Origin of the sequence: Brevundimonas sp. Root608 (genome assembly GCF_001427825.1) — a bacterium.
In the GTDB taxonomy this organism is placed as follows: domain Bacteria; phylum Pseudomonadota; class Alphaproteobacteria; order Caulobacterales; family Caulobacteraceae; genus Brevundimonas.
Map to the genome: position 1 here is coordinate 734292 of NZ_LMGT01000001.1, position 19502 is coordinate 753793.

Consider the following 19502-nt stretch of genomic DNA (forward strand, 5'->3'; position numbering starts at 1 on the left):
CCAGTGCTTTCGAGAGGCACAACGACCGGGATCACGAGCGGTGCGAAACTGGACGCGGTCATCGCCCAAAGGACTGGATCCCGGCTTTCGCCGGGATGAGCGGATCGTTTGGTGCTAGATCAGCTTGCTCATCACCAGCGCCGTATCGGCCATCCGCGTCGCGAAGCCCCATTCGTTGTCGTACCAGGTCAGGACGCGGGCCAGCTTGCCGTCGACGACCTGGGTCTGGGGCAGGGCGGCGGTGCTCGAGGCGGCGATGTGGTTCAGGTCGGTGGACACCAGCGGCTCGATCGTGGTCGCCAGCACGCCCTTCATGGGGCCGTCGGCGGCGGCCTGGAGGGCGGCGTTGATCTCTTCCACCGTCACCTCGCGGCCGGCGACGACCTTGAGGTCGACGACCGAGACGTTCGGGGTCGGGACGCGGATCGAGGAGCCGTCCAGCTTGCCCTTCAGGGCCGGCAGCACGAGGCCGAGGGCCTTGGCGGCGCCGGTCGAGGTCGGGATCATCGACAGGGCGGCGGCGCGACCCCGGTAGAGGTCCTTGTGCATTGTATCCAGCGTCGGCTGGTCGCCGGTGTAGGCGTGGATGGTGGTCATATAGCCGCGCTCGATCCCGAACAGGTCGTGCAGGACCTTGGCGACGGGGGCCAGCGCGTTGGTGGTGCACGAGCCGTTGGATACGATGATGTCGTCGGCCGTCAGCGTCTCATGATTGACCTTGAAGACGATGGTCTTGTCGGCGCCGTCGCAGGGAGCCGAGACCAGCACGCGCTTCGCGCCGGCGGTCAGGTGAGCGGAGGCCTTCTCCTTCGTCGTGAACAGGCCGGTGCATTCGAAGGCGATGTCGACGTTCAGCTCCTTGTGCGGGAGCTTGGACGGATCGCGCTCGGCCGTGACCTTGATCTTGCCGAGGCCGACGTCGATCCAGTCCGCGCCGGTCTCGACCGGGCCCGGGAACCGGCCGTGCACCGAATCGTAGCGCAGCAGGTGGGCGTTGGTCTCGACCGGGCCCAGGTCGTTGATCGCCACCACCTCGATGTCGCGACGGCCGTGCTCGACGATCGAGCGCAGGACGAGGCGGCCGATGCGGCCGAAACCATTGATGGCGACGCGGACGGTCATGGGGCGGTCTCCGAAGAAGGGCTGAATGTCGGCGCTTCAATGGAACCGGCGGGCGCGAGGATCAACCCCGCGCCCGTAACAAGGCGTGATCAACTGTAACGCTTCCGGTCAGTCGGTGCGTCGCGCGGGCGGGCCGGGACCGCCGAGGCCGAGCGAGTCCATGGTCGCGACCTGGCCGGCGACGTCAGGGCGTCTCAATCGCGGGATTGACAAGGGGAAGGTTCAGCCGAGCGGTCAGGCCGCCGCCGGAACGGCTGGTCAGGGTCACGTCGCCGCCAAAGGCCCGCGCCGCCTGTCGGGCCACGGTCAGGCCCAGTCCGGCTCCGCCCGTTTCGCGACTGCGCGAGCGTTCGGCGCGCTGGAAGGGTTCGAACACGGTCTCCAGCTCGCTTTCGGGCAGGCCGGGGCCGTCGTCCTCGACCCGGATCACCGCCTGGCCCCCTTCCGTCAGCGCCGTCACCCGGGCCGCGTCGCCGAATTTGACGGCGTTGGCGATCAGGTTGGCGAGGGCGCGGCGCAGGGCGGCGGGACCGGCCTCGACGGGCAGGACGGCCCCGTTGGAGAAGGTGACGTCCGCGCCGGTTTCGGAGAAGCCGCCGGCGCAGTCCTTCGCGAGCTCGGCCAGGTCGAATCGTTCGCGCCGCTCGGGCGTCGCCTCGCCGCGGACATAGGCCATGGCCTGGGCGATCAGGGCGTCCATCTCCTCGATATCGGCGGCCATGCGGTCTCGCACCGCCTCGGGGGCCTGTTCGGCCCGGAACCTCAGCCGGGTCAGGGGCGTGCGCAGATCATGGGCGATGGCGGCGACGGTCTGGGTGCGCCGGCGCATGTGGTCGCGCAGGGACGCCTGCATGTCGTTGAATGCCTGGATGGCGGTGCGAACTTCGGAAGGGCCGGACGGCGTCAGCGGCTCGGCGTCGGGGTCCGCGCCCAGTCGCTCGGCGGCATCGGCGAAGACCCGGATCGGCCGGGTCAGTCGCCGCGCCATGAACCAGACCAGCGGCGCCAGCAGCAGCATGGATATGGCCAAGGCCAGCAGCACCCGCTGCTGCCACGGCGACAACAGGCCGCGCGGCGGCTCGACCGTGGCCCAGCGCCCGTCGGGCTGCAGCACCGAGGCGGCGAAGGGCGCGAAGGTCAATCGGTCGGCCAGGACCGTGAACTGCCGTGTCTCGCGGTCGATGATGAAGGCGCCGCCCGAACTGTGCGGCATGACGTGACGCATGTTCAGCTGGGCCCGGATCTCGGCGCCTTGCCGCATCACCGTCACCTCGCGCGGCACAGCCGGAGCGGGCGGGGCGGGCGGCGGGGGCGGAGACGGAGGGGCCGGCGGAGGCGGCGTGCGGCGTGGGCCATGCACGAAGACGAAGTTGAGATGATCCCTTACGGCGGCGTCCGACGGTTCGCCCCCGCGTTTCCTCGGCCGGTCGTGATCGACCCGGACCCGCACGGTCTCCTGCTCGACGCCCAGCCGCTGGGCCAGACCCGCCGTAATGGCCATGGCCATGGGGTCGATCTGCTCGTCCGGGCCTACCGTGGTCGGTCTGTCGGTGAAGCGTCGCCGCAGCGCCCGGCCGTCCGAGGTTTCGGCCGGTTCGCCTTTCAGCGCATTGGCCGCGGCCTCGATGCTGAAGCCCGCGGGGCGGGGCTCCGGGGCCAGCACCACGACCCCGAAAGCCACCGCCTGGGACATGACGACAGCCAGAACCGCCAGCGCCGCCACCTGGACCAGGACGGGAAAGGACGAGGGCCGCCTCACGCGGCGCCCCGGACGCCGGCCAGCCGCTCGACCTTGACGTCGAACATGTATCCTTCGCCGCGCAGCGTCTGGATCATCTCGAGGCCCGAACCGTCGTCCAGCTTCTTCCGCAGCCGGCTGATCTGCACGTCCATGGCCCGGTCGAAGACGTCGGCGTCCGCTCCGCGCGCCCGTTCCAGCAACTGGTCCCGGGTCAGCACCCGGCCCGGCCGCTCGGCGAAGGCCCGCAACAGGGCGAATTCTCCCGCCGACAGGGCGACGGCGCGCCCGTCGGGCCGCGTCAGCTCCCGCCGCAGCAGATCCAGCCGCCAGCCGGCGAAGGCCAGCGCCGGACCCTCGGCTGCGGTTTCTTCGCGCGGACGGCGCAGAACGGCGCGGACGCGGGCCAGCAGTTCGCGCGGATTGCAGGGCTTGGCCAGATAGTCGTCGGCCCCCAGTTCCAGCCCGATGATCCGGTCGGTGTCCTCGCCCATGGCCGACAGCATCACGATCGGCGGTCCCCCCTTGCCCGACAGGCGGCGGCAGACCGACAGCCCGTCCTCGCCGGGCATCATCAGGTCCAGCACGATCAGGTCGGGCGCCTGGCGCGCGACGGCCCGGTCCATCTCTGCGGCCGAGGCGGCGCCGGTCGCGTCATAGCCGTGCTGGCTCAGATAGTCGCACAACACCTCGCGGATGCCGGGATCGTCGTCGACGACGAGAATGCGGGGGGCGGCCTCGGCTTGCATGACGGCCATTGTGGCGGACCGGGCGCTCGCCGTCATTTCAGCGTTGAAACATTTCTCCGCCGGCCTGAAACACGGGCGAAAGGGCGGCATGGTCGAACTGCGTCGCTCCACAACGGGAACCAACGCCCATGCTGACCCTGATCGCCCTGTCCGCCCTCCTGATGCAGGACCATCCCGCCCCGCCGGCTCCACCCGCGCCCCCGGCCCCGCCCGAGGTCCACACCCGCTTCATGATGATGGGCGACGGGCCCGGCGCCCTGGACAAGGATGGCGACGGCCAGGTTTCGCGCGAAGAGTTCGCCGCGCCGATGAACGACCATTTCGCCCGCATGGACAAGGACCGCGACGGCCGCCTGTCGACCGAGGAAATGTCGGCCGGCCATGGCGCGGGCGGGCACATGTTCCTGCGCGGTCCGGGCGGCGAGGGCAGCCCGGGCGCGCGCCACGTCGAAGTCCGGCGCTCCGGAGCGCCGGGCGGGCATATGGAGCACGAGATCGTCATTCGCGGTCCCGGCGGTGAGGGCGGTCCCCACATCCTCCATCTGCCGCGCGGCGCCGACGGCCCCGGCGAGCACAATGTCATCGTCCGCCGGCTCGGCGGCCCGGACGGCGAGCACAGGATGGACGCCGACAATGACGGCCGCATCAGCGAGGCCGAGTTCACCGGGCCGCTTCGTGAAGCCTTCGCCCGCATGGACGCCGACCACTCGGGCTTCATCGAGGAAGGCGAACGCGGTCAGGGCCACGACATGCAGGTCTTCACCCACCGGATCGAAACGCGACAGGGCGATGACGAGTGATCCGTTCAGCGACTTCGTGATTTGAAACTCGGCGAAGGCGCCCTCTAATGGCGCCATGATCTTCCGTCGCCTGTTTGAACGACTGGCCGTGTCAGCCGCGATGAGCCTTGCGCTCTTCGCGGCCCCGGCGTTCGCGGGCGATCCCGCGATCGCTCCGGCGGCCTCGGTCGCCGCCCCTGTCACGCCCAGCCGCGAACGCGTCCGGATGAACCAGAGGGTCTTCGACCATATCTGGAACGAGGTGCGGCGCGAATACTATGACCCGCACCTGCACGGGGTGGACTGGAACGCCGCGCGCCGGACGTGGCGGCCCGTGGCGCTGGCGGCGCGGGATGACCGGACCCTGTACCGGTCGTTGCGCGGGATGCTGGACCTCCTGGACGACGAACACGCCGGCGCCGCCCCGCCGGCGGTGGCCCGGCGTCAGGATCAGCTGCGCGGACGCCGCGCCGCGATCGGTCTGTCCATGCGCGCTGACCGGGACAATCAGGACATCTATGTGGTCGAGGAGGTCCGCGAGGGATCGCCCGCGGCCGAAGCGGGCGTCGGCGTCGGCTGGCGGCTGATCGCCGACGGCGTGGCGGGATGGACCCCTGAACAGGATGTGATCGAGGGCCGACCCGTGGTCCTGGCGCTGGTCGACGCTGACGGAGCCGCCCGCCCGACCGTTCTGAACCCCCGGGTGATGGAGCCGCGCCCGGCCTTCGTCGCCGACCGCACCCGCCCCGGCTTGCTGGTTCTCAAGGTCGAGGCCTTCGAGCAGGGCCTGGGCCGCTGGATGGGCGAGCAGCTGGCCGGTGTGACGCCGGACATCGACCTGGTCCTGGACCTGCGGGGCAATCCCGGCGGACGGTTGATGGAGGCGGACGCCGTGCTGAGCTGCTTCCTGCCGACAAACCGGGCGTGGGCGACCCGCACGTCACGGACGGGCCGGAGGGTCGAAATGAGGACGACCGGCGGATGCGGCGAACTGACGGCCCCCGTCGCCAACGATGTGGCGGTGCTGGTCGACAACCAGAGCCGCAGCGCCGCCGAACTGACGCCGGCCGCCCTGCAGGAAGCCCGCCGCGCCGTCGTCGTCGGAGCGCCGACAGCCGGGGCCGTGCTGATCTCGCGGGAGACGCAACTGCCCGACGGCGGCCGGCTGACGCTCAGCCGGGCCGATTTCGTGACCTCGGGGGGCGTGCGGCTTGAGAGGCGCGGGGTGAAGCCCGACGTGACGGCTTCCGGGACTGCCGAGGACCGGCGGGTGGGACGCGATCCGGTCCTTGAGGCGGCCGTGGCGGCGCTGGCCGGCGCGGCCCCTGAAGAACGGGCCCTGTCGATCCGCGCCGCGCCGCTCTAGCCTCGGCGGATGATCTCCTTTCCACGGGCGACAACGCCCGCGGTCTTACTGATCGTCGTCCTGTGCGGCTGCCAGTCCCTTCCGTATGCGGACGACCGCGCGATCCCTTCGCCCGTGGTGGTCGCCGATGGATCGACCGAGCGAACCGCGCTCAATACGGCGGTCTATGACGCAGCCGTGGCCCTGGTCACCCGCAGATTCTATCGCCGGGACTTCGGTGGCCTGGACTGGCCGTCGCAGGCGGCCGGGCTCCGCGAGACGGCGATCGCCCGGCCCGACGAGACGGAGTTTTACCGGGCCCTCAATACGACTCTTGCGTTGCTCGATGATCCGCACACCAACGCCCTCGCCCCGACGGCTCACCTGCGCCGGCAACAGGCCCGGCTGGCGGAGGGGCCGCAGCTTGGTCTGACCCTCACGCGATCCGGGGAGAGGTTCATCGTCACCCGCATTCGTCCCGACGGGCCGGCGGCGGAAGCCGGCGTGCGGCTGGGCTGGCGGGTCGAGACAGTGGACGGGGCGGCGTTCGAGCCCGGCCGCGCCCATCTCGAGGCTCCCGGCGTATGGCGCTTCACGGACGCCGATGACGCCGTCCATGAACTCGCCCTCGCGGCCCGCCCGATGCCGCGGGCCGCGCCCCTGGTCCATCGGCGGCCGGATGGAGTGCTCCTCGTCCAGTTCGACGAGTTCGATCGGGTCACGCGCGAGGCCGTGCTGGATCGGCTGAAAGCCGAGCTCGTCGACACCCCCTCCGCGGTCATCATTGATCTGCGCTACAACGGCGGCGGGCTCGACTCGGAAGTCGGACGTCTGTTGTCCCCGTTCTTTGACGCCGGCCTGACGTACGGCGTCGCCGAGTTCGGCTGGCTGCCGGACCGACGCCTTCGCACGCGCGCCGCGCCCGTACATTTCGAGGGACCGATTTCGGTTCTGACCTCGCGTCAGTCCGCGAGCGGGGCGGAGCTGTTCGCCGCCTTCGTGCAGGAGCAGCGAAGAGGCCCCGTCGTCGGCGGCGCGACAGCGGGCGCGGTGGTGGGGTCGCGCCTTTTCGCCCTGCCGGACGGGGGCCGATTGAGCGTCGGCGTCGTCGCTTTCCGCACCGGATCGGGGACTGTGCTTGAACGGGTCGGCGTGACGCCGGACGTGCCTGTCGAGCCCTCGGATGCTGATCTCAGGTCCGGACGCGATCCCGTGCTGGAGCGCGCAGTCGAGGTGTTGCAGCGACCCTAGGCCGGAACCACCCGCACCCTGGACGCGGCCTCTCGCGCACGCTCGCGCGCCTCGTCGGTCGTCGCCCCGCGCGCGGTCGCCACGCCCATGCGGCGGCGCTCATAGCTTTCCGGCTTGCCGAACAGGCGCAGGTCGGCGGTCGGCACGGACAGGGCCCCGGCGACACCCTCGAAGGCGACGCCGACGGCGTCCATGCCGCCGTAGATCACCGCACTGGCGCCGATGTCGCGCTGGCTGACGTCGACGGGCAGGCCCAGGATGGCGCGGGCATGCAGCGCGAACTCGCTCATCGTCTGGGTCGCCAGCGTCACCAGTCCGGTGTCGTGCGGGCGCGGCGACACCTCCGAGAACCAGACCTGGTCGCCCTTCACGAACAGCTCGACCCCGAACACGCCCAGGCCGCCCAGCGAATCCGTGACCTTGCCGGCGATGTCCTGCGCCGCGGCCAGCGCGGCCGGCGTCATCGCCTGCGGCTGCCAGCTCTCGACATAGTCACCCTTGACCTGCCGGTGGCCGATCGGAGCGCAGAAGTCCGTCCGCACGGCGCCGTCCCGCATCGAGCGGACCGTCAGCAGGGTGATCTCGAAATCGAAGTCGATGCGGCCCTCGACGATGACCGTCGCCGTCTCGACCCGACCGCCGGACTGGGCGTAGGCCCAGGCGTCGGCGACCTGATCAGGGGACTCGACGAAGGACTGGCCCTTGCCCGAGGACGACATCACGGGCTTGACGAAGACCGGCAGTCCGATGCGCTCGGCGGCGTCCGCCAACTCGTCAGCCGATGAGGCGAAGGCGTAGGGCGATGTCGGCAGGCCCAATTCTTCCCCCGCCAGCCGCCGGATGCCTTCCCGGTTCATGGTCAGTTGGGTGGCGCGAGCCGTCGGGATGACCACCGCATGTCCCGCCGCCTCGATCTCGGCCAGGACGTCGGTGGCGATGGCCTCGATCTCGGGCACGATGATGTGGGGCGCCTCCGCCGCGATGACTCCGGCGAGGATGTGCGGGTCGGTCATCGGAATGACGTGGCTGCGGTGCGCCACCTGCATGGCGGGGGCGTTGGCGTAGCGATCGACGGCGATGACCTCGACGCCGAGCCGCTGCAGTTCGATCGCGACCTCCTTGCCGAGCTCCCCCGCCCCCAGAAGCATGACGCGGATGGCGGTGTCGGACAGCGGGGTTCCGATACGCATGGTCAGTCTCCGGTGCTGGCGGGTTCGATCAGGTCCCAGGCGTTGCCGTACAGGTCCTCGAACACCACCACCTTGCCATAGGGCTCGTGGCGCGGCGTCTCGCGGAAGGCGACGCCCGCGGCCGACCAGGCCACGTGGTCGCGCGTCAGGTCGTCGGTCTCGAGAAACAGCCAGACGCGATCGCCCGCCTGTCGCCCGACAGCCTCGCGCTGGGCGTCGGTCGTCGCCCGCGCCAGCAGCAGCGAGGTCTGGCCGCCGGGCGTGACCCGCACCCAGCGCTTGCCGCCGCCCATGTCCGTATCCTCGCTCAGCGCGAAGCCGAGTTTGCCGACAAAGAAGGCGATGGCCTCGTCGTAGTCGCGGACCAGCAGGGTGACGGCGCCGAGATGGGCCATCAGCCCTGCAGCCGCGCCTTGACCGCCGCGACCACGGCGTCGGTCGTGATGCCGAATTTTTCGTACAGGACCTCGGCCGGGGCGCTCGCCCCGAAGCCGGTCATGCCGACGAAGCCGCCGTCCTCGCCGATGAACCGCTCCCAGCCTTGCTGGATCGCGGCCTCGACAGCGACCCGGACCGTGCCGCGGCCAATGACGCTGTCCTGATATTTCTTCGGCTGCTGGAAGAAGAGCTCGAAGCACGGGACGGAGACGACCCGCGTCGGCGTGCCTTCGGCCTCCAGTGCATCGGCGGCGGCCAGCGCCAGCGCCAGTTCCGTGCCCGTGCCGAACAGGGTGACCTTCGCTGCGCCCCTGGCGGCGCGGATTTCATAGGCGCCGCGGGCCGACAGGTTCTCCGACGCCGAGACGGTGCGGACCGCCGGCGTCTTCTGCCGCGACAGGGCCATGGCCGACGGAGCGGCCTTGTGCTCCAGCGCCGCCTGCCAGCATTCCATGGCCTCGACAGTATCGGCCGGGCGGAAGACCAGCAGGTTGGGGATGGCGCGCAGGGCGGCCAGATGCTCGACCGGCTGGTGCGTGGGGCCGTCCTCGCCCAGTCCGATGCTGTCGTGGGTCAGGACGTGGATGGCCCGCACCCCCATCAGGGCGCCGAGGCGGATGGCCGGGCGGCTGTAGTCCGAGAACACCATGAAGGTGCCGCCGTAGGGAATGACCCCGCCGTGCAGGGCCATGCCGTTCATGGCTGCGGCCATGCCGAACTCGCGGATGCCCCAGTTGACGTAGCGACCCTCATAGGTCGGCGCGTCAAAGATCGGCGTACCCTTGACGAAGGTGTTGTTCGAGCCGGTCAGGTCGGCCGAGCCGCCGATCAGCTCGGGGATGGCGGCGAACAGTTCGTCCAGTGCGGCGCCCGAGGACTGGCGCGTGGCCTGGGCCGGCTTCGTCTCCACCAGTTCGGCGATCCGGGCGTGCAACTTGTCGAAGGCGCCGGCGGGCAGGTCACCCTTCATGGCGCGGGTGAAGTCCGCGGCCTGCGACGAATCGTTCAGGCGGGCTTCCCACGCCTTGCGCGCCTTGGCGCCGCGGCGTCCGACCTTCTTCCACGCCTTGTCGACGGCCTCGGGCAGTTCGAACGGCTCATGCGTCCACGACAGGCCCAGGCGCGTGGCGGCGATCTCGGCTGCGCCCAAGGCTGCGCCGTGGGTCTTGTGGCTGCCTTCCATGGTGGCGGCGCCGCGGCCGATCTTCGTCTTGCAGGCGATCAGGGTCGGCCGATCCTGTTTCGTCGCCCACTGCAGCGCTGACTTGATGGCCTTCATGTCATGGCCGTCGACGGCCTTCACGGCCCAGCCCGCGGCCTTGAAGCGCGCCTTCTGGTCGGTGGCGTCAGACAGCGACACCGCGCCGTCGATGGTGATCGAATTGTCGTCCCACAGAACGGTCAGCTTGTTCAGTCGGTAGCGGCCAGCGAGGGCGATCGCCTCCTGCGACACGCCTTCCATCAGGCAGCCGTCGCCGGCGATGACCCAGGTGCGGTGGTCGACCAGATCGTCGCCGAACCGCGCCGCCAGATGGCGCTCGGCCATGGCGAAACCGACGCTGTTGGCCAGGCCCTGACCCAGCGGGCCGGTGGTGGTCTCGACGCCGGGCATATGGCCGAACTCGGGGTGACCCGCCGTCTTCGAGCCCCACTGGCGGAAGTTGGACAGTTCCTCCTTCGTCGCGGCCTTGTAGCCGGTCAGGTGAAGCAGGGAGTAGATCAGCATCGACCCGTGCCCGGCCGACAGGATGAAGCGGTCGCGGTCGGCCCAGTCGGGACGGCTCGCGTCGAACTTCAGAAATTTCGAGAACAGCACCGTCGCCACGTCGGCCATGCCCATCGGCATGCCGGGGTGGCCGCTCTTCGCCTTTTCGACCCCGTCCATGGAAAGCACCCGGATGGCGTCGGCCATCTGTCTCGGGGTGGCCTTTTCGGATGCGTTTTTGGCGTCGGTCACGGGGAGGACCTTTCGTCGGGAGGCGGAAAAAAGGAAGCGCGCCGCTTTACCCCGGCGTGCGCGCGGGTTCTATACGGATTCTGGAGGATGTGACCCGAATGGATGCTGCTTCGGCCGCCAAGGACCGTGTCGACCGCGCGCTGGCTCTGCTCGAGCGCCGGCTGCTGGAGCTCAAGGGTCGCGCGGCCGGATCCAGCCGCGTGCCGGACGACGATCTGTTCGCGCCCGAGCCCTCGACCGAAACCGACCGCGCCCGCATCCATGATCTGGAAGCCGCCGGCCGCGACGCCGCCGAGGCCCTGTCCCGCGCCGCCGACGCCATCCGCGCCAGCCTGTCCGAACAGGAGGCCCGCTGATGGCGACAGTGACCGTCGAGATCAACGGCCGCCCCTACGCCGTCGGTTGCGCTGACGGCCAGGAGGACCGCGTCCGCACCCTGGCCGGCCAGTTCGACGGCCATGTGCGCCAGGTGGCGGGCGAGGTCGGCCATGTCGGCGACATCCGCCTGTTCCTGATGGCCGGCCTGATGCTGGCCGACGAACTGCATGAGGCGCGCGCCAACGGCGGGGCCGCGCCTGCGGCCTCGGGGGCCGCCAACACCGACGGCGTGGCCGAGGCGTTGAACGCCGTCGCCGCCCGGCTCGAGAAAATCGCCCAGGGCCTTTGACGTCCGGCCATTGTTCCGCCCCGGCGGAACGACTATCTTGTCCGACGGCGGGTCTTGCTGCGGCCCTCGTCGAAGGCAACATTTCCTTGCGACCTTAATTCACTCGAAGGGAGCTGTCCCTGACCAGGCTCGTGGGCTTGGGCACACGGCGCCCACCTGGCTACCCAGGTCGAGAGGATTTAAACGTCCTTCACGGTTCTTGCGGCGCCGCCAACCTCTCCTCCTTTTTGCGCCATCTCTCGGCTCGCGGAGCCTCGCTGCCTGAGCGCGTGCGGCGACGCTTGAGCCGCCAGGGTCCGCGCGCTAGGGCTGCCGGGCGTGTTCGACGCGGCCGGGCGGTGTCTTCCATGACCGACAAGCATCAGCTGCGCGCCGCGATGCGGGCCACGCGCAAGCGTCTGGCCGGACTGGACGCGGGCGCGGCCGGCCGCGCCGCCGAACAGGCCGGCGCCCTGCCGCCGGGACGGATCGTCGCCGTCTACCGCGCCATCGGCTCTGAACTGGACGTTGACGCCCTGTCCCTCGCCCTCAGCCGGGCGGGGCGGGAACTCTGCCTGCCGGTGGTCATGGAGCGGGACGCCCCCATGATCTTCCGCCGCTGGTCGCCGGGCGAACCGCTCGAGCTCGACGAGGCCGGCGTTCCGGCGCCGTTCCCGCTGGCCGAGATCGTGGACCCGGACCTGATCCTGACCCCGCTGCTGGCCTTCGACGCCGAGGGCGGACGGCTGGGGCAGGGGGGCGGCTACTATGACCGGACCTTCGCCGCGCGTCCGGATGTCCTGCGCATCGGCTTCGCCTACGCCGGCCAGGAGGTCGAGCGTCTGCCGGTCGAGGCGCACGACATTCGTCTGCATGGCGTTCTGACCGAGACCGGCTATAGACCCTTCGCATGAGACTGGCTTTTTTCGGTGATGTCGTCGGCAAGTCCGGACGCGATGGCCTGAGCGACCACCTGCCCGGCCTGAAGCGCGACCTGAAACTCGATTTCGTGGTGGTCAACGCCGAGAACGCCGCCGGCGGTTTCGGCATCACCGAGAACACGGCGCGCGATCTGTTCATGGCCGGCGCCGACTGCCTGACCCTGGGCAACCACAGCTGGGATCAGCGCGAGGCGCTGACCTACATCGTCCGCGAGCCGCGCCTGATCCGCCCGCTGAACTATCCGCGCCTGATGGACGCGCCTGGAGCCGGCGCCAATCTGTTCGAGACCCACAGCGGCAAGACCGTGCTGGTCATGAACGTGCTGGGCCGCATCCACATGGACCCGATGGACTGCCCGTTCAGCGCCGTCGAGAAGGAACTTGCCGCCTGTCCGATGGGTATGGCGGCAGACGCCATCATCGTCGACATGCATTGCGAGGCCACCTCGGAGAAGATGGCCATGGGTCATTTCTGTGACGGCCGCGCCTCGCTGGTGGTCGGCACCCACACCCATGTCCCGACCGCCGACTGTCAGATACTGCCCGGCGGCACGGCCTACCAGACCGACGCCGGCGGCTGCTGCGACTACGACAGCGTCATCGGCAACGAGAAGGAAGAGCCCCTGCGGCGGTTCACCACCCGCCTCTCGGGGGGGCGCTATGTTCCCGCCCATGGCCCGGCCACGGTCTGCGGCGTCTATGTCGAGACGGACGACAGGACCGGGCTGGCCACGCGGGTCGAACCGATCCGGGTCGGCGGGCGGTTGAGTCAGGCGATTCCCGTCCTGGCTTGACGCAAGAACGCCGCCGCGGCCGTCGCCTTAGTCGCTCAAGTCTTCAAACCGGGTCGTCGAAATCCCACCAAATCCGTCGTCGAATTCCCCGTCGTCCGCGGACGCCTCAGGCCGGGACGATCCGGGCGTCGCCGCTGGCCACGGCCAACTTCGCCCGGGTCGTCAGCACGCCGCCCTTTTCCGACACCTTGTCCAGCACCTTGAACTCGGTCTGCCAGCGCTCGGGCGTGACATCGCAGACGACATAGCCGCGCTGGGCGTTGTTGAATTTCAGGAACGGATTGTCGGCCAGATAGCGGCGTCCGTCGGCCCGCTGGTCCTGACCGTCGCCCGATGAGCTGATCGATGTGGTGACGAACTCCGAGGCGATCGGCGCGCCCTCGGGGTTGCGGCTGTCGCGGTGCAGTTCACCGGCATAGTTCTGGTGCTCGTCGCCGGTCAGGACGACGGTGTTGCCGATACGGCGTTCGCGCAGCCGGTCCAGCAGCCGCTGGCGCGGGATCGAATAGCCGGCCCAGGTGTCCAGGTTGTAGCCCGGCTCGGGGCCTTCCTTGCGGTCCAGGTCCATCACCATGATCTGCTGCGCCAGCACTCTCCAGTGCGCCCGCGACTGGTCGAGGTTGCGGTACAGCCAGGCCTCCTGGGCCTCGCCCAGTACCTGCGCGTCCCGCGCGGCGACCCCCGCGCAGGTCGTCGCCCAGGCGTCGTCGCAGGGCTGGTTCGAGCGGTGGGAGCGGGTGTCGAGGAAGTTCAGGTCGAGCAGGTCGCCCCATGACGAGCGCCGGTACAACTGCATCTCCGACCCGCGCGGGAAGGCCGACCGGCGCAGCGGCATATGCTCGTAAAAGGCCTGGGCCGCAGCCTGACGCCGCAGCAGGAAGACCTCGGGTGGCACCCCGTCGTCCATGTCCGAAACCCAGTTGTTGGCGATCTCGTGATCGTCCCAGGTCACATACCAGGCCGTCGCCGCGTGGCTGGCCTGCAGGTCCGTGTCCATCTTGTACTGGGCGTAGCGGCGCCGGTAGTCCTCCAGGCTGTAGGTCTCGCCGCCGAAATGCTGGCGCGGGTTCTCCATCGTCCCGCCCGACCCCGAATAGGTCCGGCTGCCGCGCCCCTCGTAGATGTAATCGCCATAGCAGTAGACGAAGTCGAGATCTTCGGCCGCCGCCTTGCGGTGAGCGGTGTAGAAGCCCTGCTCGTAGGCTTGGCAGCCCAGCACGCCGAAGCGGGCCCGGGCGACGGCCGAACCGGCCGCCGGCGCGGTTCTGGCCCGGCCCGTGGCCGTGCGCTCGGTTCCGGCGCTGAAGCGATAGAAATAGTCCCGGCCGGGCTCCAGTCCCTCGACCTCGACATGAACTGCATGGCCCATCTCGGGCCGGGCGACGGCCTCACCGTTCCGCACGACGCCGGAGAAGCCGCGATCCGTCGCGACCTCCCATTTCACCGCCACGGGCTGGGACGGCATGCCATGGCCGATCTCCAGCGGTCGGGGCGCGAGCCGGGTCCAGATGACAAAGCCGTCCGGTGCGGGGTCGCCGGCGGCGATTCCGAGCTGGAACGGATATTCGGAGAACACCGGATCGGCGAGGGCCTGACGGCCGGCGCCGGCCAGGGCGCCGCCGGACCCGAGGCCCAGCAGCAGTCCGCGACGGGACAGGGAATCGAATACCGACATAAGACCTCCGGAACGCGCTTGTCCCGACCTAGCCCGGAAATGTGACGGTCGTCACGGCCCCGTTACGGGCGCGGTGCGGCGGCGGGCTCCCACGCCTGCATTTCCGCGATCTCGCGAGTCCGGGCCGTCTTGATCTCCTGCGCCATTCGCCGGACCTGCGGGTCCCGGGAGCGAACCAGGGCGGCGTCCGCCATGGCCACGCCGTTGCGATGGTGTTCGATGACTCCGGCGACCCAGGTCCGGTCCATCTGGGCGGGATCGATCGCGGACGTCGTCGCGGTTTCCCGCACCGTCGCCGACTGGTTCGCCGCCGCCGTCTCGCGCAGGGCCTGCTGGACGGGATCGCCGCCGCCGTCGCAGGCGGTCACGGCCAGGGCCGCGAGCAGGATCGGGAGGCGCGGCGTCAACCCTCGATCCAGTTCGGCATCCACCCCTCGTGCATCTCGCGCAGGTGCTCCAGCGGCAGGCGGAACAGGTCGCCGTCCGCACTTCCGGAAGCGAAGTCCCGCCCCTTGGCCCGGCCGACCACCGAGGCGTGCAAGCCGGCTGTCTGGGCCGCCGCGATGATCCCGGTCGCGTCCGGCGTGGCGACCAGATAGCGCGCCTGGTCCTCGCCGAAGAGCAGGATGTGGGCGTGGGTCGCCGAGGTGGCGTCCAGCTCGATGCCGCAGTCCGAGGCCAGGGCGATGTCCGCCGCGGCCCCGATCAGGCCGCCGTCCGACAGGTCATGCACGCAGGTCAGGTCGCCGGCCTCGATCAGACCGCGCACGAAGTCGCCGGTCTTGCGCTCCAGCGCCAGATCGACCGGCGGCGGCGCGCCGTCCTCGCGGCCCAGCACCTCGCGGAGATAGATCGAGGAGCCCAGTTCCCCGACCGTCTCGCCGATCAGGACCAGTACGTCGCCCTCGACCATGCCGCCGAAGCCGACGACGACGTCATAGTTGGTCAGCAGGCCCACGGCCCCGACCGTCGGGGTCGGCGGAATGGCCGCGCCGTTGGTCTCGTTGTAGAGGCTGACGTTGCCGCTCACGACCGGGAAATCGAGCACCCGGCAGGCCTCGGCCATGCCGTCGATGGCGCGGACGATCTGGCCCATGATCTCGGGCCGCTGCGGATTGCCGAAATTGAGGTTGTCGGTGATGGCGATGGGCCGGCTGCCGACCGCGGTCAGGTTGCGCCACGCCTCGGCCACGGCCTGTTTGCCGCCCTCATAGGGATCGGCCTGGACGTAGCGGGGCGTGCAGTCCGAGGTCATGGCCAGACCCTTGTCGGTGCCATGCACCCGCACCACGCCGGCGTCGGCGGCGGTGGCCGAGTCCTGCAGGGTGTCGGCCATGACGTGGCGGTCGTACTGCTCCCAGATCCAGCGCTTGGAGGCCATGTCCGGGCAGCACACCACTTTGATCACCGCATCCACCCAGCTGTCCGGCGCCGGGATCGTCTTGGCGTCCAGCCGCGGCTGCAGCTCGGGCTGGACCCAGGGCCGGTCATACAGGGGCGCGTCATCGAACAGCGGGGCAAGAGGCACGTCGCAGACCGTCTCGCCGTGATGCTTGAGCACCAGCCGGCCGGTGTCCGTGGTCACCCCGATGACGGCGGCGTCCAGTCCCCACTTCTTGAAGATGCGGTGGCCGTCTTCCTCGCGGCCGGGCTTCAGCACCGCCAGCATCCGCTCCTGGCTTTCCGACAGCATCATCTCATAGGCCGTCATGCCCTCTTCGCGCTGGGGCACGGCGTCCATGTTCAGCTCGATGCCGACGGCGCCCTTGCCCGCCATTTCGACCGAGGACGAGGTCAGGCCCGCCGCGCCCATGTCCTGGATCGCCGCCACGGCGCCCGAGGCCATCAGCTCCAGCGTCGCCTCGATCAGCAGCTTCTCGGCGAACGGATCGCCGACCTGCACCGTGGGCCGCTTCTCGTCCGAGTCCTCGTCGAACTCGGCCGAGGCCATGGTCGCGCCGTGGATGCCGTCGCGGCCGGTCTTCGATCCGAAATAGACCACCGACAGGCCCGGAGCCGGCGCGGCCGAATAGAAGAGGGCGTCGGCCTTGGCCACGCCCACGCACATGGCGTTGACCAGGATGTTGCCGTTGTAGCCGGCGTGGAAATTGGTCTCGCCCGCCACCGTCGGCACGCCGACGCAGTTGCCGTAGCCGCCGATCCCCGAGACCACGCCCTTGACCAACCGCTTGGTCTTCTCATGCGACGGGTCGCCGAAGCGCAGGGCGTTCAGCAGGGCCACGGGCCGCGCGCCCATGGTGAAGACGTCGCGCATGATGCCGCCCACGCCCGTCGCCGCGCCCTGGTAGGGCTCGATGTAGGAGGGGTGGTTGTGGCTCTCCATCTTGAAGATGCAGGCGTCGCCGTCGTCGATGTCGATGACGCCGGCGTTCTCGCCGGGGCCGCAGATGACGCGCGGCCCCTTGGTCGGGAATTTGCCGAGGTGGATCTTCGACGACTTGTACGAGCAGTGCTCGGACCACATCACCGAGAAGACGCCCAGCTCGACGTTGTTGGGCTCTCGCCCCAGGCGGTCGAGGACGACCTGATATTCGTTCGGGGCCAGGCCGTATTCGGCGGCCAGTTCGGCCATGGTCTTCTGCGGAGCGCTCATGGGCGCGCCTTCTAGCCGTTCATGGAGCGGGTGTCAGCCGCCGCCGAGCGGAACATCGCGCGCGGCCGCCCATTGATCCCGGGAAGTCGAAGGAGGCTGCCATGACCGACCAACCGATCGATCCCGCCGCGACGCCCGAAGATCCCGACGCGCCGGAGATCGCCGCCGACGACGCCGGAGCCTCCGCCGCCGCCGAGCGGGCCTCCAGAAACGCCGCCAACGACGATCAGACGGACGGCGACTAGGCCGGGGGCGCTTCGCGCCGTTCGACGCCTTGACGCAGGCCAAGGCTCAGCACGATCGCCCCGACCAGCACGGCGACAGCCGCCCCTAGCGCGACATAGGCCAGGGGCGCGTTGCGCGGCTGTTCGGCGACAAAGGCGCCCAGCAGACCCCAGGCGATCGGAATGGCGTAGGCGAGAGTCCGGACCCGCTGGGTCACGGCAAGGGCGACGACGGCGACCACTACGATGGCGGTCGCCGCCCAGACGGTCGGCGACAGGACCGCTGGCAGGTCGCCGTTGCCGGTGGCCACGGTGATAAGGTTCAGGGGCGCCGCAACCGTCAGCCAACCCGCCAGGAGCGCCAGCGGCCAGACCACCATCCAGCGATCACGCTCGCGGATCGGCAGGGCGCGAATGGCGCCGGCGTTCTGCAACAGCGGAATCAGCAGCACCGCCAGCGAGCCGAAGATCAGCACGATGGTGGCGACCTCCGCATCCAGGGCCGCGGCGACGATCCACAGGCCGATGCCCGCGAACGCCAACGCCGACGGCCAGCCGAATCGATGGATCAGCAGACTTTCACCCGTCCGCGGCAGCACCTGCCGCACCGCATAGATCAGCAGGCCCAGATAGATGACACCCCAGATGGCGAAGGCGTAGCCGGCGACCTTCAGGGTCGCATCGCTGTCGGCCGAGAACTCGGCGGCCGTCTGGCCCCAGCCGAGGGCCATCTGCGCCTGGCCGACGATCACGGCGAAAAGCGCGGCCCCCAGAACGATCAGGCGACGTGTCATCTGGGCGGGGGTGGCGCGGACGATGGACGACATCGGGTTCTCCTCAGGACGCTTGCCCCTAGGTACGTCACGACGCGGCCAAGGTTGCACTGCGGGCCGGGAATGGAGACCCGGCGGTTTCGCAGGCAGACAATCCCCGCCGCCTGACGTTTCGCCTTGACGGAGGCCGCTCGCCGACCTCCGATCAGCGCATGGGTGAAGGTGATCAGCGAACGTTCGAATCCCGGCTGGCCGAGGCCGACCGGGCCCTGTCCGTCAATCCCCGGGATCTCCGCGCCCTGATCGCCAAGGGCGACGCCCTGGTCGGACTGGGGGATGCGCGGGCCGGGGCCAGCTTCTACAGCTCGGCCTTGCGTGGCGCCGCGGGCGGGGTCCCCGTCCCCCCCGATCTCGTGGAGGACCTGCGACGGGCGCAGACGGCGGTTCAGGATCAGAGCGCCCGCTTCCAGAATTATCTGACCGACAGCCTCGCCCGCTCCGGATTCGACGTCGCCACGTCCAGCGACCGTTTCGCCCTGTCGCTGGACCTGATGGCGGGCCGCAAGCGGTTGTATCTGCAGGAACCGCGCTTCTATCTGTTTCCCGGCCTGCCTCAGGTCCAGTTCCAGCCCCGCGAAACCCTGCCCTGGCTGGCGGCGGTGGAGGCGGCGGCCCCGGACATCCGGGCCGAGCTCGAGGCGCTTCTGGCCGAGCCGGACCTGTTCCGCCCCTATGTCGAGCCGCGCGCCGACCGGCCCAACACCGATGCGAAAGGCATGGCGTCGAATGCCGACTGGAGCGCCCTGTTTCTGTGGAAGGACGGTGAGGAGCAGCCGGAGATGGCGCGCCGCTGTCCCCGGACGCTCGAGGCCCTGGCCGGGGTTCCGCTGTGCCGCGTCCCGGGCCGGACGCCGTCGATCCTGTTCTCCCGTCTCAAGGCCGGCGCTCGCATCCCGCCGCACCATGGCCTGATCAACACCCGCCTGATCTGCCACCTGCCGCTGATCGCGCCGCCCGGATCGCGGTTCCGGGTCGGAAACGACATCCGTGAATGGAAGGAAGGGCAGGCCTGGGCTTTCGACGACACCATCGAGCACGAGGCCGCCAACGACAGCGGCCAGGAGCGCACCATCCTGATCTTCGACGTCTGGAAGCCCGAGTTGACGGAGGAGGAACGGGCCCTGGTGTCCGCAATGTTCCGGGCCATCGACGGCTATGGCGCCGGCGGCGACGCCTGGGGAGTCTAGGGCGCCGTCCTGCGAAGCG

Annotated in this window: 19 protein-coding genes and 1 other RNA gene; 10 read left to right on the forward strand and 10 right to left on the reverse strand. The window is 69.9% G+C overall.

The window, feature by feature from the left end:
- Positions 1–114 precede the first annotated feature (114 nt).
- The 3 genes from gap to ASD59_RS03425 all read right to left on the reverse strand — a co-directional run bounded on the left by gap (position 115) and on the right by ASD59_RS03425 (position 3618).
- Positions 115–1122 carry a type I glyceraldehyde-3-phosphate dehydrogenase gene (gene gap, locus ASD59_RS03415; RefSeq protein WP_055828315.1) on the reverse strand — a complete coding sequence of 336 codons (1008 nt, stop codon included), beginning with the start codon at positions 1120–1122 and terminating at the stop codon, positions 115–117.
- Between the two features lie 184 nt (positions 1123–1306).
- Positions 1307–2881 (reverse strand): ATP-binding protein, encoded by a 1575-nt coding sequence (locus tag ASD59_RS03420; RefSeq protein WP_055828318.1) that lies wholly within the window; start codon positions 2879–2881, stop codon positions 1307–1309.
- Entirely contained in the window at positions 2878–3618 is a 741-nt protein-coding gene (locus tag ASD59_RS03425) for a response regulator (protein WP_055828322.1), read from the reverse strand. Before ASD59_RS03425 ends, ASD59_RS03420 begins: the two co-directional genes overlap by 4 nt.
- A 119-nt stretch (positions 3619–3737) precedes the next feature.
- Between ASD59_RS03425 and ASD59_RS03430 the strand changes: the two genes are divergently transcribed.
- The 3 genes from ASD59_RS03430 to ASD59_RS03440 are packed head-to-tail and all read left to right on the forward strand — an operon-like array spanning position 3738 to position 6984.
- Positions 3738–4409: an EF-hand domain-containing protein gene (locus ASD59_RS03430; protein WP_055828325.1), complete on the forward strand. Its 672-nt coding sequence runs from the start codon at positions 3738–3740 to the stop codon at positions 4407–4409.
- Positions 4410–4464: 55 nt separating this feature from the next.
- A complete protein-coding gene (locus tag ASD59_RS03435; protein WP_055828328.1) occupies positions 4465–5754 on the forward strand; it encodes a S41 family peptidase in 1290 nt (429 codons plus the stop codon).
- Between the two features lie 9 nt (positions 5755–5763).
- Positions 5764–6984 (forward strand): S41 family peptidase, encoded by a 1221-nt coding sequence (locus ASD59_RS03440; RefSeq protein WP_055828330.1) that lies wholly within the window; start codon positions 5764–5766, stop codon positions 6982–6984.
- On the opposite strand, the gene purT is transcribed toward ASD59_RS03440, so the two are convergent.
- From purT to tkt, 3 genes are read right to left on the reverse strand one after another with little or no spacing between them, the layout of a single operon-like run.
- On the reverse strand, positions 6981–8174 hold the full coding sequence (gene purT / locus ASD59_RS03445) for a formate-dependent phosphoribosylglycinamide formyltransferase (RefSeq protein WP_055828332.1): 1194 nt from the start codon (positions 8172–8174) through the stop codon (positions 6981–6983). The two genes, ASD59_RS03440 and purT, sit on opposite strands and share 4 nt — an antisense overlap.
- 2 nt (positions 8175–8176) lie before the next feature.
- Positions 8177–8569: a VOC family protein gene (locus ASD59_RS03450; RefSeq protein WP_055828335.1), complete on the reverse strand. Its 393-nt coding sequence runs from the start codon at positions 8567–8569 to the stop codon at positions 8177–8179.
- Positions 8569–10524 (reverse strand): transketolase, encoded by a 1956-nt coding sequence (gene tkt, locus ASD59_RS03455; RefSeq protein ID WP_055829675.1) that lies wholly within the window; start codon positions 10522–10524, stop codon positions 8569–8571. The genes ASD59_RS03450 and tkt overlap by 1 nt, the downstream gene beginning before the upstream one ends.
- 143 nt (positions 10525–10667) lie before the next feature.
- Between tkt and ASD59_RS03460 the strand changes: the two genes are divergently transcribed.
- From ASD59_RS03460 to ASD59_RS03475, 5 genes are all read left to right on the forward strand, one after another.
- Positions 10668–10925, forward strand: coding sequence for a hypothetical protein (locus tag ASD59_RS03460; RefSeq protein ID WP_055828338.1), 258 nt, complete (start codon positions 10668–10670; stop codon positions 10923–10925).
- The gene (locus ASD59_RS03465; protein ID WP_055828342.1) at positions 10925–11236 is read left to right on the forward strand and encodes a cell division protein ZapA; all 312 of its coding nucleotides are present in this window, start codon (positions 10925–10927) and stop codon (positions 11234–11236) included. The genes ASD59_RS03460 and ASD59_RS03465 overlap by 1 nt, the downstream gene beginning before the upstream one ends.
- A 51-nt stretch (positions 11237–11287) precedes the next feature.
- A non-coding RNA gene (gene ssrS, locus ASD59_RS13810) (6S RNA) lies at positions 11288–11448 on the forward strand.
- A gap of 135 nt (positions 11449–11583) precedes the next feature.
- Positions 11584–12129, forward strand: coding sequence for a 5-formyltetrahydrofolate cyclo-ligase (locus ASD59_RS03470; RefSeq protein ID WP_055828350.1), 546 nt, complete (start codon positions 11584–11586; stop codon positions 12127–12129).
- Positions 12126–12950, forward strand: coding sequence for a TIGR00282 family metallophosphoesterase (locus ASD59_RS03475; protein ID WP_055828353.1), 825 nt, complete (start codon positions 12126–12128; stop codon positions 12948–12950). Before ASD59_RS03470 ends, ASD59_RS03475 begins: the two co-directional genes overlap by 4 nt.
- Positions 12951–13056: 106 nt before the next feature.
- Here ASD59_RS03475 and ASD59_RS03480 read toward each other — a convergent pair whose 3' ends face one another.
- From ASD59_RS03480 to purL, 3 genes are all read right to left on the reverse strand, one after another.
- The gene (locus ASD59_RS03480) at positions 13057–14625 is read right to left on the reverse strand and encodes an alkaline phosphatase D family protein (RefSeq protein WP_055828356.1); all 1569 of its coding nucleotides are present in this window, start codon (positions 14623–14625) and stop codon (positions 13057–13059) included.
- A gap of 62 nt (positions 14626–14687) precedes the next feature.
- Positions 14688–15032, reverse strand: coding sequence for a DUF305 domain-containing protein (locus ASD59_RS03485; protein WP_055828359.1), 345 nt, complete (start codon positions 15030–15032; stop codon positions 14688–14690).
- Complete coding sequence (purL, locus tag ASD59_RS03490) at positions 15029–17239, reverse strand: phosphoribosylformylglycinamidine synthase subunit PurL (RefSeq protein WP_055828362.1); 2211 nt, start codon at positions 17237–17239, stop codon at positions 15029–15031. The genes ASD59_RS03485 and purL overlap by 4 nt, the downstream gene beginning before the upstream one ends.
- A gap of 101 nt (positions 17240–17340) precedes the next feature.
- Here purL and ASD59_RS14160 point away from each other — a divergent pair, with 101 nt between their 5' ends.
- Positions 17341–17484 carry a hypothetical protein gene (locus ASD59_RS14160; RefSeq protein ID WP_156376909.1) on the forward strand — a complete coding sequence of 48 codons (144 nt, stop codon included), beginning with the start codon at positions 17341–17343 and terminating at the stop codon, positions 17482–17484.
- Here ASD59_RS14160 and ASD59_RS03495 read toward each other — a convergent pair.
- A complete protein-coding gene (locus tag ASD59_RS03495; RefSeq protein WP_055828364.1) occupies positions 17481–18290 on the reverse strand; it encodes a hypothetical protein in 810 nt (269 codons plus the stop codon). The two genes, ASD59_RS14160 and ASD59_RS03495, sit on opposite strands and share 4 nt — an antisense overlap.
- A 158-nt stretch (positions 18291–18448) precedes the next feature.
- Here ASD59_RS03495 and ASD59_RS03500 point away from each other — a divergent pair, with 158 nt between their 5' ends.
- Positions 18449–19483 (forward strand): aspartyl/asparaginyl beta-hydroxylase domain-containing protein, encoded by a 1035-nt coding sequence (locus ASD59_RS03500; RefSeq protein WP_055828367.1) that lies wholly within the window; start codon positions 18449–18451, stop codon positions 19481–19483.
- The last annotated feature ends 19 nt before the right edge of the window (positions 19484–19502 follow it).

Excerpts from the sequence above, each read along its gene's own strand:
- gap (WP_055828315.1), bottom strand. The coding sequence starts at position 1,122 with ATGACCGTCCGCGTCGCCATCAATGGTTTCGGCCGCATCGGCCGCCTC.
- ASD59_RS03425 (WP_055828322.1), bottom strand. The coding sequence starts at position 3,618 with ATGGCCGTCATGCAAGCCGAGGCCGCCCCCCGCATTCTCGTCGTCGAC.
- ASD59_RS03430 (WP_055828325.1), top strand. The coding sequence starts at position 3,738 with ATGCTGACCCTGATCGCCCTGTCCGCCCTCCTGATGCAGGACCATCCC.
- ASD59_RS03435 (WP_055828328.1), top strand. The coding sequence starts at position 4,465 with ATGATCTTCCGTCGCCTGTTTGAACGACTGGCCGTGTCAGCCGCGATG.
- ASD59_RS03440 (WP_055828330.1), top strand. The coding sequence starts at position 5,764 with ATGATCTCCTTTCCACGGGCGACAACGCCCGCGGTCTTACTGATCGTC.
- purT (WP_055828332.1), bottom strand. The coding sequence starts at position 8,174 with ATGCGTATCGGAACCCCGCTGTCCGACACCGCCATCCGCGTCATGCTT.
- ASD59_RS03450 (WP_055828335.1), bottom strand. The coding sequence starts at position 8,569 with ATGGCCCATCTCGGCGCCGTCACCCTGCTGGTCCGCGACTACGACGAG.
- tkt (WP_055829675.1), bottom strand. The coding sequence starts at position 10,524 with ATGGCCGACGCCATCCGGGTGCTTTCCATGGACGGGGTCGAAAAGGCG.
- ASD59_RS03460 (WP_055828338.1), top strand. The coding sequence starts at position 10,668 with ATGGATGCTGCTTCGGCCGCCAAGGACCGTGTCGACCGCGCGCTGGCT.
- ASD59_RS03465 (WP_055828342.1), top strand. The coding sequence starts at position 10,925 with ATGGCGACAGTGACCGTCGAGATCAACGGCCGCCCCTACGCCGTCGGT.
- ASD59_RS03470 (WP_055828350.1), top strand. The coding sequence starts at position 11,584 with ATGACCGACAAGCATCAGCTGCGCGCCGCGATGCGGGCCACGCGCAAG.
- ASD59_RS03475 (WP_055828353.1), top strand. The coding sequence starts at position 12,126 with ATGAGACTGGCTTTTTTCGGTGATGTCGTCGGCAAGTCCGGACGCGAT.
- ASD59_RS03480 (WP_055828356.1), bottom strand. The coding sequence starts at position 14,625 with ATGTCGGTATTCGATTCCCTGTCCCGTCGCGGACTGCTGCTGGGCCTC.
- purL (WP_055828362.1), bottom strand. The coding sequence starts at position 17,239 with ATGAGCGCTCCGCAGAAGACCATGGCCGAACTGGCCGCCGAATACGGC.
- ASD59_RS14160 (WP_156376909.1), top strand. The coding sequence starts at position 17,341 with ATGACCGACCAACCGATCGATCCCGCCGCGACGCCCGAAGATCCCGAC.
- ASD59_RS03495 (WP_055828364.1), bottom strand. The coding sequence starts at position 18,290 with ATGTCGTCCATCGTCCGCGCCACCCCCGCCCAGATGACACGTCGCCTG.
- ASD59_RS03500 (WP_055828367.1), top strand. The coding sequence starts at position 18,449 with ATGGGTGAAGGTGATCAGCGAACGTTCGAATCCCGGCTGGCCGAGGCC.